Consider the following 17684-nt stretch of genomic DNA (forward strand, 5'->3'; position numbering starts at 1 on the left):
TTACACCGAATGCTTCGACCTTACACCGAATGCTTCACCTTTACACCGAATGCTGATGCTTCCCGTCCCGTTAGGGATACGCCCCTACGACTCCTGACTCCTGACTCCTCATCCAAAATCTAAAATCTAAAATCTAAAATTGTTTATGGCAATTACTACCCAGCAATTAATACAATGGAAACAGCAGGGACGGGCAATTGTCGCTTTGACTGCTTGGGATTATGCGATCGCTCAATTGTTAGACGCAGCTGATGTAGACTTAATCCTGGTCGGGGATTCCTTGGCAGTTATGCTTGGTTATGAAACAACACTGCCAATTACTCTCGATGAAATGATTCACCATGCTAAAGCTGTACGTCGTGGTGTCAAACGGGCTTTGGTTGTGGTCGATTTACCATTTTTAACCTATCAAGAAAGTATCTCTCAAGCTATGCACTCAGCCGGACGGGTGCTGAAAGAAACTGGCGCACAGGCGGTAAAATTGGAAGGTGGGCATCCGGCAATGATAGAGACTGTAACCCGATTAGTCCAATCTGGTGTTCCGGTCATGGGTCATGTTGGTTTAACACCGCAATCAATCCATCAAATCGGGTTAAGACAACAAGGGAAAACACAGGCAGAGGGAGAGAGAATTTTAAATGAAGCGATCGCTCTCGAACAAGCTGGTGTATTCTCCATAGTATTAGAACATATACCCGCAAATTTAGCATTAGAAATTACCCAAAAATTGTGGATTCCCACTATTGGTATTGGTGCAGGTTCAGAATGTGATGGTCAGATTTTAGTTACATCTGATGTCTTGGGACTTTCAGAAAAACAACCGCCATTTGCTAAAGTTTATACAAATTTGCGAGAAGAAATTACCAAGGCTGTGCAGAATTATGCTTTAGAAGTGCGAGATGGGCAGTCCTATCAAAACAGATAATTTTTGCTTAATTGTTACAGATAAAGACTAAACTTAAAAGTCTTGTACAGCAAAACCTCTAATTTTAAATGCAGTAATCATGTCTAAGGTTCTTGTTTCCGATCCGATTGATCAAGCTGGTATTGATATTCTTTCCCAAGTTGCGACAGTTGATGTCAAAACAGGTCTAAAACCAGCAGAACTGATAGAAATTATTGGTGATTATGACGCGCTCATGATCCGTTCTGGAACTCGCGTCACTCAAGAAATTATTGAAGCTGGCACACAATTAAAAATTATTGGTCGTGCTGGTGTAGGTGTGGATAATGTGGATGTTCCGGCTGCTACCCGCAAAGGTATCGTAGTTGTTAATTCTCCTGAAGGAAACACCATTGCAGCGGCTGAACACGCACTGGCAATGATGTTATCCTTATCCCGTCATATTCCCGATGCCAATGCTTCTGTAAAAAGAGGAGAGTGGGATCGGAAAACTTTTGTAGGTGTGGAAGTATATAAGAAAACGCTCGGTGTTGTTGGGCTAGGTAAAATTGGCTCTCATGTTGCTACTGTAGCTAAAGCCATGGGGATGAAATTATTAGCCTACGATCCCTTTATTTCCACAGAACGGGCTGAACAACTTGGTTGTCAGTTGGTAGATTTAGATTTACTGTTCCAACAAGCAGACTATATCACTTTACACATCCCCAAAACCACAGAAACTGCCAATTTAATCAACGCTAAAACTTTAGCGAAGATGAAACCCACTGCTAAAATTATCAACTGCGCCCGTGGTGGTATCATTGATGAGGCAGCTTTGGCAGCAGCGGTTAAAGAGGGTAAAATCGGTGGCGCAGCGTTGGATGTGTTCGAGTCTGAACCACTGGGAGAATCTGATTTGCGATCGCTGGGTAAAGAAGTGATCCTCACTCCGCACTTAGGTGCATCCACAACCGAAGCCCAGGTGAATGTAGCCATAGACGTAGCTGAACAAATCCGTGATGTTATTTTAGGACTTCCCGCCCGTTCTGCGGTCAACATTCCTGGACTCGGACCCGATATCCTGGAGGAACTCAAACCCTATATGCAGTTGGCGGAAACCTTGGGTAACTTGGTAGGACAACTAGCCGGTGGCAGGGTAGAAACACTGACGGTCAAACTACAGGGAGAACTGGCAACTAACAAAAGTCAGCCTTTAGTCATAGCGGCGCTGAAAGGACTACTTTACCAAGCCTTGCGGGAACGAGTAAATTATGTCAACGCCACTATAGAAGCCAAAGAAAGGGGAATTCGCGTCATTGAAACCAGGGATGCCTCGGCGCGAGACTATGCAGGATCATTGCATTTGGAAGCTACAGGTACTTTAGGTACTCATTCTGTTACAGGTGCTTTATTGGGTGATAAGGAAATTCACTTAACTGATGTTGATGGTTTTCCGATTAATGTGCCACCTAGCAAATATATGCTGTTCACTCTGCACCGGGATATGCCGGGAATTATCGGTAAACTAGGTTCTTTACTTGGTAGTTTTAATGTGAATATTGCCAGTATGCAGGTAGGGCGAAAAATCGTCCGTGGCGATGCGGTAATGGCTTTGAGTATTGATGATCCTTTACCCGATGGCATTTTGGATGAAATTAAACAAGTATCCGGTATTCGGGATGCGTATACAGTAACACTCTAAATTTTGGATTTTGGATTTTGGATTTTGGATTGAACACAGGTAGTTAATTTATTGTTCTGTTTAATGAGCAATCATAAATCACCTATAGCCAATCTAAAATCTAAAATCTAAAATCTAAAATCTAAAATCTAAAATCTAAAATTATATGGCAAACACCTGGTGGGAACTGAAAATTTTATGTGAACCAGACCTAGAAGATTGTATCTTTTGGCGACTGGAAGGTTTTGGCTGTCGTGGTACGGCCAGCGAAAGTAAGGGGAATTCTTCACTATTAAAGGCTTATTTGCCTAGCTTTCAAGCACAGCTACTGGATTTGTCGGCGTTGTCACTATGGTTGCGTCAAGATGCTTTATGTATAGGATTACCATCTCCACTGCTACACTGGGATTTAATTGATGAAGAAGATTGGGCTAGTAGCTGGAAACAGTATTGGCAACCTCAAGAAATAGGCGATCGCTTCTTGATTAATCCCGCATGGCTACCACTACCGGACTCATTAGAACGGTTAGTGATTCGCCTTGATCCAGGCGTGGCTTTTGGTACGGGTAATCATGCTACAACACAGTTATGTTTAGAATCTCTAGAAATGCGCCTCAGTGAAGTACCAACAGCTTTCGTTAATAATGAGGAAAAAAAAGAACCTTTGGTAATCGCAGATATTGGCTGTGGTTCAGGTATTCTTTCTATCGGTGCCATACTACTAGGTGCAAAGAAAGCTTATGCTGTCGATACTGATCCCTTAGCGGTAAAATCAACTTTTAGCAATCGCGCTCTCAATGATATTAATTCAGAACAGTTGATTCCAGCCCAGGGTAGTGTAGATATTTTAACAAAACTAATTGCCCAACCAGTTGATGGTATTGTCTGCAATATTTTGGCTGATGTAATTATTGAGTTAATTCCAGAAATGGGCGCTATTATTAAACCTACTACCTGGGGTATATTTAGCGGTATTTTATTAGAACAATCTAAAGCTGTGGCTGATGTTTTAGAACAAAATGGCTGGGTTGTGGCTACTTTGTGGAAAAGAAAAGAATGGTGTTGTTTAAATGCAAGACGTTCTTAAAAATAGGGAACAGGGAACAGGGAATAGGGAACAGGAAACAGGGAATAGGGAAGATGTAATTTTTTCTTCTCCCCTATTACCAATTACCAATTACCAATCACCAGATTAAATTAGGGTTTGCAAATGTTGTACTAACTGTGGTGCTTGAACTACACCTTCAATTCTATCTACTGGTTGACCGTTCTTAAATAATACTAGGGTTGGTAAGGCAGCAATTCCATACTGACTTGCTAACTGGGTGTATTTTTCTGTGTCAATTTTGACAATCCGTAAACGGTCTCTCAATTGCAGGTTAACTTGTTCTAAAATTGGAATCATCATCTGACACGGACCGCACCAGTCAGCGTAAAAATCTACTAATACTGGGATATCAGAACCAGATAGCATTTCTTCAAAACTATTAAATTCCCTTTTAGTTGTCATGATGGTACACACCAATTTTTATTTGTTTGTTTTAATGGTAATTCTTAGGGTATAAAATCAGCGTAATTTTATGTTTTCTTGAGAAATGATCATTTCGGTTAATATTGGTTGATTTTCCAGATCAGAATCCGATTATTAAGTTTTTTACTAAAAGCAGATAATTCTTTTTGATTTGTGTTAATCGAATTAATTAAATATTGAGTCTGTATTTATGTGTGATCATGAATTATCAAAATACTTGTATTAAGAGATACGGACGTAGGATAATTCAATTTTAAAAATGAGGAATCTTAATTCCTGTCACCCGTCACCTGTCACCTGTTCTCAATAAGAGTGCGATCGCTGACGTTATTAGGGACGGTGGCGCGATAAAATTTGAAAACAATAAATTGTGATAAAGGTCTAAATGGCAGAAACACTATTTTTCAACGCTCTGCGGGAAGCCATCGATGAAGAAATGTCCCGCGACTCTAGCGTATTTGTTCTTGGTGAAGACGTAGGACACTATGGCGGTTCTTATAAAGTTACCAAAGACCTATGCAAAAAGTATGGTGATCTGCGAGTCTTAGATACCCCCATTGCGGAAAATAGCTTTACAGGTTTGGCTGTAGGTGCGGCAATGACTGGGTTAAGACCTATCATTGAAGGCATGAACATGGGCTTTCTGCTCCTAGCTTTCAACCAAATTTCTAATAACGCGGGTATGCTACGCTACACTTCTGGCGGTAACTTTAAAATCCCGATGGTAATTCGTGGACCTGGGGGTGTGGGTAAACAGCTAGGTGCAGAACATTCCCAACGACTAGAAGCTTATTTTCAAGCAGTTCCAGGATTAAAGATTGTGGCTTGTTCCACACCTTACAACGCTAAAGGGTTATTGAAAGCCGCTATCCGCGATGATAACCCAGTGTTATTTTTTGAACACGTTTTACTTTACAACTTAAAAGAAAATCTGCCAGAAACAGAATACATACTACCACTGGATAAAGCAGAAGTAGTCCGCAAGGGTAAAGACGTGACAATTCTTACCTATTCTCGGATGCGGTATCATGTATTGCAAGCCGTCAAAACTTTGGAAAAACAAGGATACGATCCAGAAGTTATTGATTTGATATCTCTTAAGCCTCTAGATTTTGATACTATTGGTGCTTCCATACGGAAAACCCACCGTGTGGTGATTGTGGAAGAGTGTATGAGAACTGGTGGTATTGGCGCAGAATTGACTGCATCCATCAATGACAGGTTATTTGATGAATTAGATGCGCCTGTACTGCGGCTTTCTTCCCAAGATATTCCTACACCTTACAACGGTAATTTGGAACGGTTAACAATTGTGCAACCAGAGCAAATTGTCGAAGCAGTGCAGAAAATGGTGGCTTTGCGAGTTTAGAAGATAGGTGATAGGTAATGGGTGATAGGTAATGGGTAATAGAAAGAATCAATTAACTGTTCCCTGTTCCCTGTTCCCTGTTCCCTGTTCCCTGACTCCTGTGAAATCTTCTACTCAAACCTGACAAAAAGAACGTTATTATAGCCTTTGTCAGTTATGAGTGATGGTATGCAAAAACAGCGATCGCTATTAGCATTAATTGTAGTTTTGGTAATTGCCGCTATAACGGTGATTGCAACAATTCCAGTACCTTTAGGGCTGGACTTGCGGGGAGGATCACAGCTGACAATTCAGGTGAAAACAACCGAAGAAATTAAGGAAATCACCGAACGCGAATTGGAAGCAGTCAAGAAAGTAGTGGAAGGCCGTATTAATGGTCTCGGTGTTTCTGAACCAGTAATTCAAACAGTAGGTAATGATAAAATTTTAGTGCAGTTACCTGGGGTGAATGATCCCGAACAAGCAGAACGGGTACTAGGGGGTACAGCACAGTTAGAATTTCGGACTCAAAAGGCGGATACAGACACTCAACTACTGGCTTTTAGAGTGTCAGAAACAGAACTCAAAAATAAGCAGGAAGAGTTAAGAAAATCACAGGATCAAGCAGCTATTGATGAAAATCAAGCAGAATTAAAGAAAAATCAGCAAGCGATCGCCGAATTATTTGCAAGCACTAACCCACCATTAACTGGTAAATATCTCAAAGATGCTCAAGGAGAACCTACCCAAGGCAATAATTGGAATGTTGCTATTCGCTTCGATCCCAAGGGTGGTGAACTATTTGCAGATTTGACTAAAAAGTTAGCAGGTACAGGTCGCGCTATTGGTATTTTTCTGGATAATGAATTAATTAGTTCTCCCACAGTCGGTCCAGAATTTGCTGCGACTGGTATTACTGGTGGTGCTGCGGTGATTACAGGACGTTTTCAGGCAGAAGAAGCCAATAACTTAGGTGTACAGTTACGAGGTGGCGCGTTACCCGTACCTGTGGAAATTGCTGAAAGAAGAACAGTGGGCGCGACTTTGGGTAAAGATAGTATTAAAAGCAGCATTTATGCTGGTATCGGTGGTCTGGTTTTGGTATTAATTTTTATGGTGGTTTATTATAGACTGCCAGGACTGATTGCTGATTTTTCACTAGTAATCTACTCCCTTTTCACTTGGGCTACATTTGCTTTGTTAGGTGTCACCCTGACTTTGCCAGGAATAGCGGGTTTTATTCTCAGTATTGGTATGGCGGTTGATGCCAACGTGTTAATTTTTGAACGCACAAGGGAAGAATTACGAGCAGGTAAATCTTTGTATCGGTCTGTAGAATCTGGTTTTTATCGGGCATTTTCCAGTATTTTAGATAGTAATGTTACTACCTGGATTGCTTGCGCTGCCCTATTTTGGTTAGGTTCTGGGTTAGTTAAAGGTTTTGCCCTCACCTTAGCTTTAGGGGTAGCAGTGAGTATGTTTACTGCTATTACCTGTAGTCGCACTTTAATGTTTTTAGCTGTTTCCATTCCCTCATTGCGGAAAACAGAACTCTACTGTCCTAACCTGACAGCAGCAAATAAAGCGGAGGTGGCTAGATGACACTACATATTAACAAATGGCGGAATCTTTGGTGGACTATTTCTGCCGCTGTTATTCTTAGCGGTATCATCTCAATGGTGATATCCTGGCAAAATCCCAACATTAAAGCACCTCTGCGTCCTGGTTTAGATTTTATCGGTGGGACACGCTTACAGTTAGTTCGGGACTGTAGCCTACCTGGTAACTGTGACAACCCAATAGATATTAATGCTGTGCGGGAAGTTGCTAAAGACCAGGAACTAGGAGATAGTAGTATTCAATTAATCTCGGAAAATGGCCAAGAAAATGGCATCACTATTCGCACCAAAAACCTGGAAACCGACCAGCGTACTAATTTACAAACTGCTTTAAGTGAAAAAATTGGTACTTTTGACCCGCAAAAAAATCAAATTGACTCTGTTGGTCCGACATTAGGAAAAGAACTATTTAGGACTGGGATTGTAGCTTTAATAGTTTCCTTTATAGGTATTATTATCTACTTGAGCTTCCGCTTCCAATGGGATTATGCTGTTTTTGCGATCGTTGCTACATTTCACGATGTCTTCATTACAGCAGGGATATTCTCAATTTTGGGTTTGGTTGCAGGTGTAGAAGTAGATAGCCTATTTATTGTCGCCTTGCTGACTATCACAGGTTTCTCTGTTAATGATACGGTTGTAATTTATGACCGGATTCGGGAAACTATAAAAACCAATCCCCAAAAACCAATTGCAGAAATTGTTGATGATTCTGTCAATCAAACTTTGTCCAGGTCAATCAACACTAGCTTAACAAGTATGCTGTCGTTATTTGCTATTTTCCTATTTGGTGGGGAAACGTTGAAATATTTTTCTCTGGCTTTAATTATTGGCTTTGTAGCAGGTGGTTATTCCAGTATTTTCGTTGCTAGTACGCTTCTGACTTGGTGGCGAGAGCGCAATGAAAAATATACAATAGATACAATTGATACATCCATCGGATCTCAGGACAGTTAACCCAGGCTTGCTTGAGGCTTTAAAAACCTATCTCACCAGTCTTCAATGACGACCTATGGAACTACAGGAAGAACCACCAATTAATAACTCAAGCGTTGACAAATCTGATGCTGCTTTTATTGAGCAAGTACAGAGGTTACACCAGCTAACAGTATTGGGTAGGTGGATATTTGCTGGATGTTTATGGTTGACGATTGCTCCTCTTTGCCTGTGGAATTTACGTACAGAATTTGTATTGTGGAAGCAATATTTTACCTGGGCAGCAGTGCGGTATGGACTTGTTTTCCATCCCCTGTCTACCCTGGGGTTAGCTTTTTGTATTGGGATGACGGTTTCTGTTTTGGTGTGGCAAAGTCGCAATATTTTGCTAGGACTACCACAACCGGAAAAACAACGTTTAGAAAAACAAGTTTGTCGCATACGTCAGCAGGGACCGACTCATCCTCTTTGGAAGTTTGTAATTAATTCCTAGTCTGAATCAGGATTTTTATTGTCTGAATTAGGACATCCTGATGCAGACAAATAATCAAATCAACACTTGACAAAATCCCCAGATTGTTTTATCCTTATGTTATGAGTGGGAAAGTGTGCGCCCATATATATAGGCTTTGCAACCACCAACATTATTATTTTCCTCTTTATCCTGAAAATCCTCAAATCCTGGACATCCTGATTCTGACAATTTAGACTTGACAAAGCTCAAAGCTTGAGTTATCCTTATTGTTATAGGTGGAAAATAGTGCGCCCATATATATATGCTAATGCCAAAACTCCGGTTTTTGCACCACCAGAACAATTTGAAAATAGAAGTAATTTCACTCCGGCTTTAGATATTTATGCTTAACCTGAAAACTTTCACTTTTGAAGTTGTCACCACCAACAATAAAGGAAGCATTATCAACAAACGCAACCAGTCAGCAAATTACTTTGTGGAAGATTTGGGAAATGGAGTGATGTTGGAAATGGTGGAAATACCCGCAGGAACATTTTACATGGGTTCACCGGAAAATGAAGAGGGAAGACTCGCTAGTGAAAGTCCCCAACATCAAGTTACTGTTCCCAGCTTCTTTATCGGTAAATATCCTTTGACTCAAGCACAATATCAAGCTATCACGAGAAATAACCCTGCTTACTTCAAAGGTAGTGGTTCGACTCCGCTCACCAACCATCGTCCTGTTGAATGTGTGACTTGGAATGATGCAGTTAGATTTTGTGAAAAGTTAAGTCAAAAAACAGGTAAAAACTATAAGTTGCCCAGTGAGGCACAATGGGAGTATGCTTGTAGGGCGGGAACAACTACACCTTTTTATTTTGGTGAAAGTATTACCCCAGATTTGGTAAACTATGATGGTAGACGGGCTTACGCCGATGCACCGACAGGTAAATATCGACAACAAACCACTGATGTAGGTTCTTTTCCCCCTAATGCTTTTGGTTTGTATGATATGCACGGGAATGTGTGGGAATGGTGTGAAGATGACTGGCAGAAAAATTATATAAATGCGCCTACAAATGGTAGTGCTTTGATTAATCTAGGCAATATGAAGATAGTGCGCGGTGGTTCGTGGAACGACGATCCTGATAGTTGCTATTCTGCTTGTCGCGGCAACGACTTCCTTCTCAGCTACGACTACGATATCGGTTTTCGGGTTGTTTGTAGTGGTGCGACGAGGAATTTGTAGCTCTTTATACTCTTGCCCTTTTGTCCTCTGCTCTTTTTCCTTGTCCCCTGCCCCCGCCGCCTAGCGGAATTTTTTTGAATGAATACTGTATGTGGAAACCTTATATATATGGGCGCATACTTTTCCACTAATAACATAAGCATAGTCGAAACTGAGAATTTTGTCAATGTCTGAATCAGGATATCCAGGATTTGCAGGATTTGCAGGATGTTATTTAATGATTGTTTGTTGGGATTTTGGGGATGATTTTCATGATTTTTGTGGAATTTGAGGTTTTGAGGATGTCAGGATTGATAGTTCAAAAGATATAGGGTTTTGATTTGAGGGTTAAGAAAAAAAATGTATTTATAGATAACAATTAAACAGTCATCATCCTGTAAATCTTTTAATCCCGTACTTCGACTTCGCTCAGTAACCGAAAATCCTGATTCAGACAAAATTCTTCTTAATAAGAAATTAATATTTTGTTAGTTGCATATATATATACAGTTTCCGTAATTTCCAGGAAAATATGCCATAACAGAAGCGAAGATACTAACAAAATTGAGTGTCTATAAATGAACAAACGTCAAATTCAGTTTAGTGAAGGCCGTGCCAAAATTGATCTTTACCAACTTCAGAATTTGTTTAATATTGCCGCATTTTGGGCAAAAGAGCGTAGTATAGAGAATCTAGGCATAGCTATTGCCAATAGTGAACCAGTTATTTCGGTTTGGGATAGAGAGCAACTGATTGGGTTTGCTAGAGGTAATTCTGATGGCATCTATCGCGCTACAATTTGGGATGTTGTCATTCATCCAGAGTATCAAGGAAAGGGACTAGGAATCAAATTAGTAGAAACCGTTTTAACTCATCCAATCATGCAAGTAGAACGTGTTTATCTCATGACTACTCATCAACAGACATTTTACGAAAAGATTGGGTTTCAAACTAATAGCACAACAACGATGGTACTATATAATCAGTCTAATTTTGCTCCTCTGGAGACTGGAGAAATTCAACTTCAGGAATCGTTAAGGGGATAGAGATTTGTAACCTAGTCCAATCCTGTGTGACTTCTGTGGTGATAGGAGAGGAAATAACTTCTAATTTTCCTCCCATCACAGTTAATAATCTTTGATTAAGTAATAATTTCATTCCTGAAGATAGCTGAGTGTTTTCTTGCTTGGTCACATTTTCAGATGTCATCAAATCTATTGATTCACTAGAAATTACAGCATGATTTGGGACATCAAGCCAAATATGAACAAAATCATTTGTAGATGCAATACTGGCAGAAAGATAAATACTGCCTTCTTCCATTTGTAAAATGGTAGTATCTATTAAATTGACGATTATTTGCCGTAACCAGCGCATATCTGCTAAAATGTAAATTTCCGATTCTGGAAATGAAATAGTAAAGGGATAATTACGATTTGCAGCCAGCATATAAGTTAATTTATGGACTTCCTGAAAAATTTGCTTTAACTGAATAGGCTGAATTTCTAATTTGTTCGTTCCATGTTCTATTCTGGACACACTCAGAATTTCATCAATCATTTTTAACAATTTTAGCGATCGCTCGTACGCTTGTCCAACAAATTCTCTTTCTTCTGCTGGATTTTCGCACAAATCATTCAAAATTAATTGATGTAATCCTATTAAACCATTGAGAGGCGATCGCAATTCATGGGTAATTCTAGCTAAAAAGCCAGCTTTAAACTGACTCATTTCCCTAGCCATTTCGTAGGCTAATTGGGTTTGTTTTAATTCCACTAAGATTTCCGAAATTTCGGTTTCCGGCTGTTGTGGGACGATTGGCGCAGGGCTATATGGAGATTTTGATGACTGTAGAAATAACTTACAAAAACCTATTCCTAATCCTAATCCTGTTCCTAGATATAACCAATTACTAAAAATCATAATTTTCTAATTCTAATTCAATTTAATATTACCTTGTCGCAAAATCTGCCAATTATTCCCTGTCCATTTAACAACAGTAGAAGGTATTCCCAAACCTTTATATTCTGTAGATTCTAAAGTGAGAACTTCGGGAAAATTAACTTCTATTTCGATGCGATTTTCTAAAGCAGGTTGTCCTGATAAGTTGACACTAGTCGTAGCCATTGGTCCAGTTTGTGCCAAAATAGTTTGAGCAATTTGATGATTTGGTACTCTAATGCCAATAGTAGTTGGATTAGTAGGATTCATGACTGTAGGAATTTTGTCACTAGCTGGTAACACCAAAGTCAACGCACCAGGCCAATATTGATTGACAACTTTTTGCCATATTTGATATTCAATCTCGCTACCTTGAACATAATCCCATAAATCTTCAGCTTTAGCAGCCATTAAAATTAAAGGTTTATCTAAACTGCGTTGTTTAGCAGCATAAATTAATTCTGCTTGTTTGGGTATGCTGGCCAGTGCAGGTACGGTATCTGTCGGGAAGCTAATTAATTTTCCCGCTTTTGCAGCGTTTATCAGGACTTCTAGAGAAACATTCATAAATATCAAAATCAGAAAACTACTTATCTATTGTTGACAGAAACCTGTGCAGACGGGTTTTGTCTGTGTAGCAGTGATTTCCAATCACTAGGATGGTAAAATCATCCACCAATCATCTGCATTTCTCCAGCGGTGCAAAATAAGTTAACGTAAATATAGATATTTTTCTCAATAAATCTCAACAGATTGAAACCTAAGCCGTAAAGCACCGGTAATTGCTAAATTACATGATGAACATTTTCAGTAACTTACTTTCTCAACCCGCACAGCCAAAACCCGCACCCAGAAAACGCCGGGGTATTGAAATTAAATCTCCCCGCGAAATTGAAATTATGCGACAATCAGCGAAGATTGTCGCCACTGTTCTCAAAGAAATTTCTGAGTTAGTCCAACCAGGAATGACTACCGCTGATTTGGATGTTCACGCAGAAAAACGTATCCGAGAAATGGGTGCAACACCTAGCTTTAAAGGATATCACGGTTTTCCGGCTTCGATTTGTTCTAGTATTAATCATGAAGTTGTACATGGTATTCCTAGCCCTAAAAAAGTAATTCGGGCAGGAGATGTGTTAAAAGTTGACACAGGAGCTTATTATCAGGGTTTTCATGGTGATTCCTGTATAACTATCGCTGTTGGCGATGTTACACCAGAAGCTGCTAGATTGATTCGTGTAGCGGAAGAAGCTTTATTTAAAGGCATTGAACAGGTAAAAGCTGGTGTCCACCTAGCAGAAATTGCTGGTGCGATTGAAGACCATGTAAAAATTAATAAATTTAGTGTGGTAGAACAGTTTACAGGTCATGGTGTAGGTAGAAATCTACATGAAGAACCAGCAGTATTTAACTACAGAACCCGTGATATTCCTAATGTAAAATTACGTGCTGGTATGACTTTAGCCATTGAACCAATTTTAAATGCTGGTTCTAAAAATACCCGAATTTTATCTGATAGATGGACTGCGGTAACAGTTGATAATGCTTTATCTGCTCAATTTGAGCATACTGTATTAGTAACAGAAAGCGGTTATGAGATTTTAACTGATAGATCAGAAGTTTAACTCAAATTAATAGAAATTTAGCATAAATTCCCGGCTTTTTCCTGAAGTTGGGAATTTTATTTTTTTATATCTATACAAATTTAAAGCTGTGTAATTTAAAGTTTTGTAAAAATCACCACAAAAATATAACTAGAAAGTTATCTTGTTCTGTTAATAAATTTACCCATTAACAGGGGATAAAAAATTCCATGTTGTGCCAAAAAACGACTTATTTACTGTTAAGCTTACTGACTACTAGTTTAGGCTTAATATCTACTTATCAACCTGCTCAAGCTAGTAATTTGTTAGGTGAATGGTATTACACCATTGATTCTTTTAATGACGGTTTATCACCAGATGTAAATATTGGTATCTCACCTTATGAAATCTATGGGTTAGCAATGAAAGAAACTGCTAATGAGATCACTTTTGCGATTAATACTAATTTACCCGCCCAAGGAATTGGCAATATTTATGCCCAGGATTTTCATGTCGATTGGGGAGATTTGTTACTAAATTTCACGGGAAAATCTCTAGATGATGCTAATGCTGCTAGTCAATTATTCGGTGTACATTGGGCAGTCCATGAATCAGGTGTACAGGAATTAGGCGTTTATCAAAATGTCACAGCCAAAGCCATAGCCCAAGAGAATGGTTTAATTTTACAAGATGCCAGTTTACGGGGTTATAACAACAGGGTAATTAGTAAAGGAGGAAACCCTTCTCATGGTGATTTAGGAGTTAATAATAATTATTTCAATGAAAATCATCATGTTCAAAATGTGATAGCAACAGGAACAAAAATTGGTGCTGTGAATGTATTAAGTGATATTAGCAATTTGGGTCTAGATTTTGCTCATTTTGGCGCTACAGGTACTCAAACTTTGGCTTTTAGTGTGGAAAGACATTTATTACCTGATGGTAGTTTTGTTGCTCATCTATCGCCAGAATGTGATAATGATTTAATTGCTATGGCAGGCAATCTCAAACCTTATTATCAACCGCCTCAATCAGTGCCAGAACCTTCCACACTTTTACCCCTTGGTGTGATGGCTTTGTTCTTTGTGGCATCTCGTCAGCAATATCGTCACTAATTTAACCAGAGGCAATCGCATTTATTTAACAAAGCGATCGCCTTTTGATCTATAATTTTGATCTATATTTTTTGAGGATGCTCCCCTGGGATCATAGCCAAAAACCTGATCAAGTTTGTATCTCTAGACATACGCCTCTCAACATGATAAGTTGCTAAAAAGTAGAAGCAAGATCAAACTTCTCCATTAATATAATATTTGTTTGTGAAATATGAAAAATCTCTAACTCCTGATAGATGTATGAAAATTAAAGTTGCAAAAAATAACAATGAATGAAACTGATTTAGCTTTTACCCCGGCTTTAGAGTTAGCACAATTAATCCGGCTGCGGGAAGTGTCACCCTTAGAGTTGGTAGAAATATATTTAGACAGAATTTCCCGCTTCAATCCCCAACTAGGCAGTTATTTTACTGTCACAGCAGATTTAGCCCTGGCTGATGCTAAAGCCAAAACAGAATTACTCACCACCACTTCAGAACTACCACTATTTTTTGGTGTACCGATTTCTATTAAAGACTTAAACTCCGTCGCTGGTGTTACCTGCACTTACGGAAATCCGGCTTTAGTTAAAAATATCTCTAACTACGATGATGGTGTAGTTATCAGGATTAAACAAGCTGGTTTTACGATTCTTGGCAAAACTGCCACTTCTGAATTAGGTTCTTATCCTTACAGTGAACCTGCGGGATTTCCCCCAGCTAGAAACCCTTGGAATTTAGAATATACCCCCGGTGGTTCTAGTGGTGGTGCAGCTGCATCGGTAGCAGCGGGATTAAGTGCGATCGCTCAAGGTTCAGATGGTGGGGGTTCAATTCGTGGTCCTGCGGCTTGTTGTGGTGTAGTAGGCATCAAACCAGCACGGGGAAGAGTCACAAAAGCACCAGTTGGCGATAGATTGGGAGGCATAGCTGTTAATGGACCCATTGCTCGAACTGTAGCAGATGCAGCTGCAATGTTAGATGTCATATCTGGCTATTTTACAGGTGATCCTTATTGGTTACCAGATCCACAACCTTCTTTTCTCGCCGCCACCCAAGTAAAAACAACTAATTTGAAAATAGCTTTTAGTACCAGTGTTGCGCCTTTGGGAACAGCAGACGCAAATTGTCAACAAGGCGTATTACAAACCGTGCAATTACTAGAACAATTTGGACATCAAATAGCAGAAAAATGTCCTGATTTTAGCGGTTTAGTAGAACCATTTCAAATAGTCTGGCAAACTGGCGTAGCTGCCGCAGGAATCCCTCCAGAAGCTTTACAACCTTTGAATCGGTGGTTATTAGCTAGAACTGGTTCTGCATCTGAATATTTGCAAGCCTTAGCACAAATGCAAATAGTTTCTCGGCAAATTGTCGCGTTTTTCGATGATATAGATGTTTTAGTTTTACCTGTTTATTTGCATTCACCGATTCGCGTGGGTGAATGGGCAAATTTGAGTCCAGAAGAAACATTCCAACATATTATTCACTGGGTTGCCCCTTGTCCAGTAGCAAATGCCACAGGATTACCTGCTATAGCTATTCCCGTCGGTTTTGATAGTAACGGCTTACCCCTGAGTGTGCAGTTAGTTGGGAAACCAGCAGCTGAATCTACTTTAATCAGTTTAGCAACGCAGTTAGAAGCAGCTAATCCTTGGATTCAACATCGTCCATCCAATTTTGGATTTTAGATTTTGGATTTTGGATTTTTGCGATTGACAAGAGGTAAGAAATTTGTTATCATTACCTTGACAAGGAAGAACTATTTTAAAATATATATAGATTAATCATAATCAGGTAGGAGTTTAGCATTGCTAAACCCTTAATCATTAAACCTGTCCAAAAATTTATGTTAAGGTAATCAAAATTGTAGCGTCGGTTGACTCAAAGAAAACCCAACATTAGGAAACTCAGCATAATCCAAACTGTATTGGTCGGCGCTATTGCTTAATTTAACCATTGCCCCTTAAATTAAAAAACGTACCAAAACATACAATGCCGCAGTTACAAGCTGTAATAAAGTAATGGGAATCCCATAATGTAGAAAAGTTTTAAAAGAAATTCTTTTTCCATGTTGTTCAGCAATACCAGCAGCAATAATATTAGAAGCTGCTCCAACCAAAGTACCATTTCCTCCTAAAGTTGCGCCAAACATCATTGCATAAAACAGTGGTAAAACTTCTGCTGGCAACTCTCCTTGAAAATCTGCTGCTAAAATTTCTGCTGGTGCTAATCCCACATTCACAAGATACTGTTTAATTAAAGGAACCATTGCCACCACTAGAGGAATATTAGGAACAACACTCGATAATATCCCCACTACAAATAACAAAAGTAGAGAACCTAGCAAAATATTTTTACCCAAAATAAGCCCTAAAACACCTGATAAACCTTTAATTACTCCTGTTTGCTCTAATCCTCCAATTAACACCAAAATACTCATAAAAAATATTAAGGTACTCCAATCTACATCTCGCAAGATGTTATTAACTGAATCAATTCTGCTTTGGTGAGATAGCAATAAAGCTAAAGCCGCACCTAACAAAGCCACCGCAGCAGGGGAAATAGGTATTGGTAAAGAGTCGCCAATTACAAAAAAAATCAACACAAAAACTACAATAAATGCACCCGCTATTAAAACTCGTGGATGATTGATTTGTGGATGTGGTAATTCTGCGAGATTATCGAGGTTTGTATTCCAAATTTTTCTAAATAAAATAGGGAGTGTCAGCACCACAGTAAGAACAGCAAGTACCCCCCCTAAACTCAATTTTGCTAAATAATCTATAAAGCTAATATTTACAGCATCACCAACAATAAATGTGGCTGGGTCTCCCACTAAAGTTAATAATCCTGCACTATTAGCAACAAACACCATCAAAATTAATAAAGGTACAAAATTAACTCCTATTTCCTGTGCCATTGGGGGAATTAACGGGGCTAATAACATTACTGTAGTTGCGTTGGGTAAAACAGCACAAATTGGCGTAACTAATGCCACTATACCTAATAGTAATTTCTTGCCACTTCCTTGAGCAAGAATAACCATTTGTGTCGCTATATAACTAAAGATATTAGTCGGCTCAAATGCCCTAACTAATACCATTACCCCAAAAAATAAACCCAAAGTTCCATGACTTTTGCCAATATAACCAACTGCTTCTGGTAAAGTCATAATATTAGTAAAAACTAATAATAATGCCCCCAATAAAGCAGTAACAGTTAAATGAACCCATTCTGTCATGATGACAACAATGACAGTAATAAATATGATGACACTCAAGATAGCTTGCCAGTTTTCCATAGGATTATCCCTGATAATATTATTGATTGAAAATCAGCCAAAAGCCACCTATATTTACTATAGGCGACTTAGGAATTTATGAT

16 protein-coding genes are annotated in these 17684 nt (G+C 39.1%); 12 read left to right on the top strand and 4 right to left on the bottom strand.

The features are described from left to right. The first annotated feature begins 145 nt into the window (after positions 1-145). The 3 genes from panB to prmA all read left to right on the top strand — a co-directional run bounded on the left by panB (position 146) and on the right by prmA (position 3651). On the top strand, positions 146-925 hold the full coding sequence (gene panB, locus VB694_RS11665) for a 3-methyl-2-oxobutanoate hydroxymethyltransferase (RefSeq protein ID WP_323360483.1): 780 nt from the start codon (positions 146-148) through the stop codon (positions 923-925). A 79-nt stretch (positions 926-1004) separates the two neighbouring features. Next, the gene (serA, locus tag VB694_RS11670; RefSeq protein WP_323360484.1) at positions 1005-2585 is read left to right on the top strand and encodes a phosphoglycerate dehydrogenase; all 1581 of its coding nucleotides are present in this window, start codon (positions 1005-1007) and stop codon (positions 2583-2585) included. Positions 2586-2730: 145 nt separating this feature from the next. Next, a complete protein-coding gene (gene prmA / locus VB694_RS11675) occupies positions 2731-3651 on the top strand; it encodes a 50S ribosomal protein L11 methyltransferase (RefSeq protein ID WP_323360485.1) in 921 nt (306 codons plus the stop codon). A gap of 105 nt (positions 3652-3756) precedes the next feature. Here prmA and trxA read toward each other — a convergent pair whose 3' ends face one another. Next, complete coding sequence (gene trxA, locus VB694_RS11680) at positions 3757-4074, bottom strand: thioredoxin (protein ID WP_323360486.1); 318 nt, start codon at positions 4072-4074, stop codon at positions 3757-3759. Between the two features lie 406 nt (positions 4075-4480). On the opposite strand from trxA, the gene VB694_RS11685 reads away from it, so the two are divergent. The 6 genes from VB694_RS11685 (at position 4481) to VB694_RS11710 (ending at position 10726) form a co-directional block, all read left to right on the top strand. Continuing rightward, positions 4481-5464: an alpha-ketoacid dehydrogenase subunit beta gene (locus tag VB694_RS11685; RefSeq protein ID WP_323360487.1), complete on the top strand. Its 984-nt coding sequence runs from the start codon at positions 4481-4483 to the stop codon at positions 5462-5464. Positions 5465-5632: 168 nt separating this feature from the next. Beyond that, the gene (gene secD / locus VB694_RS11690) at positions 5633-7045 is read left to right on the top strand and encodes a protein translocase subunit SecD (RefSeq protein ID WP_323360545.1); all 1413 of its coding nucleotides are present in this window, start codon (positions 5633-5635) and stop codon (positions 7043-7045) included. After that, positions 7042-8019, top strand: a complete 978-nt coding sequence (secF, locus tag VB694_RS11695; protein WP_323360488.1) for a protein translocase subunit SecF — start codon at positions 7042-7044, stop codon at positions 8017-8019. The genes secD and secF overlap by 4 nt, the downstream gene beginning before the upstream one ends. Before the next feature lie 55 nt (positions 8020-8074). Then, complete coding sequence (locus VB694_RS11700) at positions 8075-8491, top strand: hypothetical protein (RefSeq protein WP_323360489.1); 417 nt, start codon at positions 8075-8077, stop codon at positions 8489-8491. A gap of 364 nt (positions 8492-8855) precedes the next feature. Then, a complete protein-coding gene (locus VB694_RS11705; protein WP_323360490.1) occupies positions 8856-9701 on the top strand; it encodes a formylglycine-generating enzyme family protein in 846 nt (281 codons plus the stop codon). A gap of 557 nt (positions 9702-10258) precedes the next feature. Next, a complete protein-coding gene (locus tag VB694_RS11710; protein ID WP_323360491.1) occupies positions 10259-10726 on the top strand; it encodes a GNAT family N-acetyltransferase in 468 nt (155 codons plus the stop codon). Here the strand turns inward: VB694_RS11710 and VB694_RS11715 are convergent. Next, the gene (locus VB694_RS11715; protein ID WP_323360492.1) at positions 10668-11603 is read right to left on the bottom strand and encodes a HAMP domain-containing sensor histidine kinase; all 936 of its coding nucleotides are present in this window, start codon (positions 11601-11603) and stop codon (positions 10668-10670) included. The two genes, VB694_RS11710 and VB694_RS11715, sit on opposite strands and share 59 nt — an antisense overlap. A gap of 12 nt (positions 11604-11615) precedes the next feature. Next, positions 11616-12188 (bottom strand): L-threonylcarbamoyladenylate synthase, encoded by a 573-nt coding sequence (locus VB694_RS11720; RefSeq protein ID WP_323360493.1) that lies wholly within the window; start codon positions 12186-12188, stop codon positions 11616-11618. Between the two features lie 230 nt (positions 12189-12418). Between VB694_RS11720 and map the strand changes: the two genes are divergently transcribed. The 3 genes from map to VB694_RS11735 all read left to right on the top strand — a co-directional run bounded on the left by map (position 12419) and on the right by VB694_RS11735 (position 15988). Further along, a complete protein-coding gene (gene map, locus VB694_RS11725; RefSeq protein ID WP_323360546.1) occupies positions 12419-13246 on the top strand; it encodes a type I methionyl aminopeptidase in 828 nt (275 codons plus the stop codon). Positions 13247-13434: 188 nt separating this feature from the next. After that, complete coding sequence (locus VB694_RS11730; RefSeq protein ID WP_323360494.1) at positions 13435-14319, top strand: PEP-CTERM sorting domain-containing protein; 885 nt, start codon at positions 13435-13437, stop codon at positions 14317-14319. Positions 14320-14587: 268 nt separating this feature from the next. After that, positions 14588-15988 carry an amidase gene (locus VB694_RS11735; protein ID WP_323360495.1) on the top strand — a complete coding sequence of 467 codons (1401 nt, stop codon included), beginning with the start codon at positions 14588-14590 and terminating at the stop codon, positions 15986-15988. Between the two features lie 275 nt (positions 15989-16263). Here the strand turns inward: VB694_RS11735 and VB694_RS11740 are convergent, their stop codons facing one another. Further along, on the bottom strand, positions 16264-17601 hold the full coding sequence (locus tag VB694_RS11740) for an SLC13 family permease (protein WP_323360496.1): 1338 nt from the start codon (positions 17599-17601) through the stop codon (positions 16264-16266). Between the last annotated feature and the right edge of the window lie 83 nt (positions 17602-17684).

The sequence above is a fragment of the Anabaena sp. UHCC 0451 genome (assembly GCF_034931405.1).
Taxonomy (GTDB): domain Bacteria; phylum Cyanobacteriota; class Cyanobacteriia; order Cyanobacteriales; family Nostocaceae; genus RDYJ01.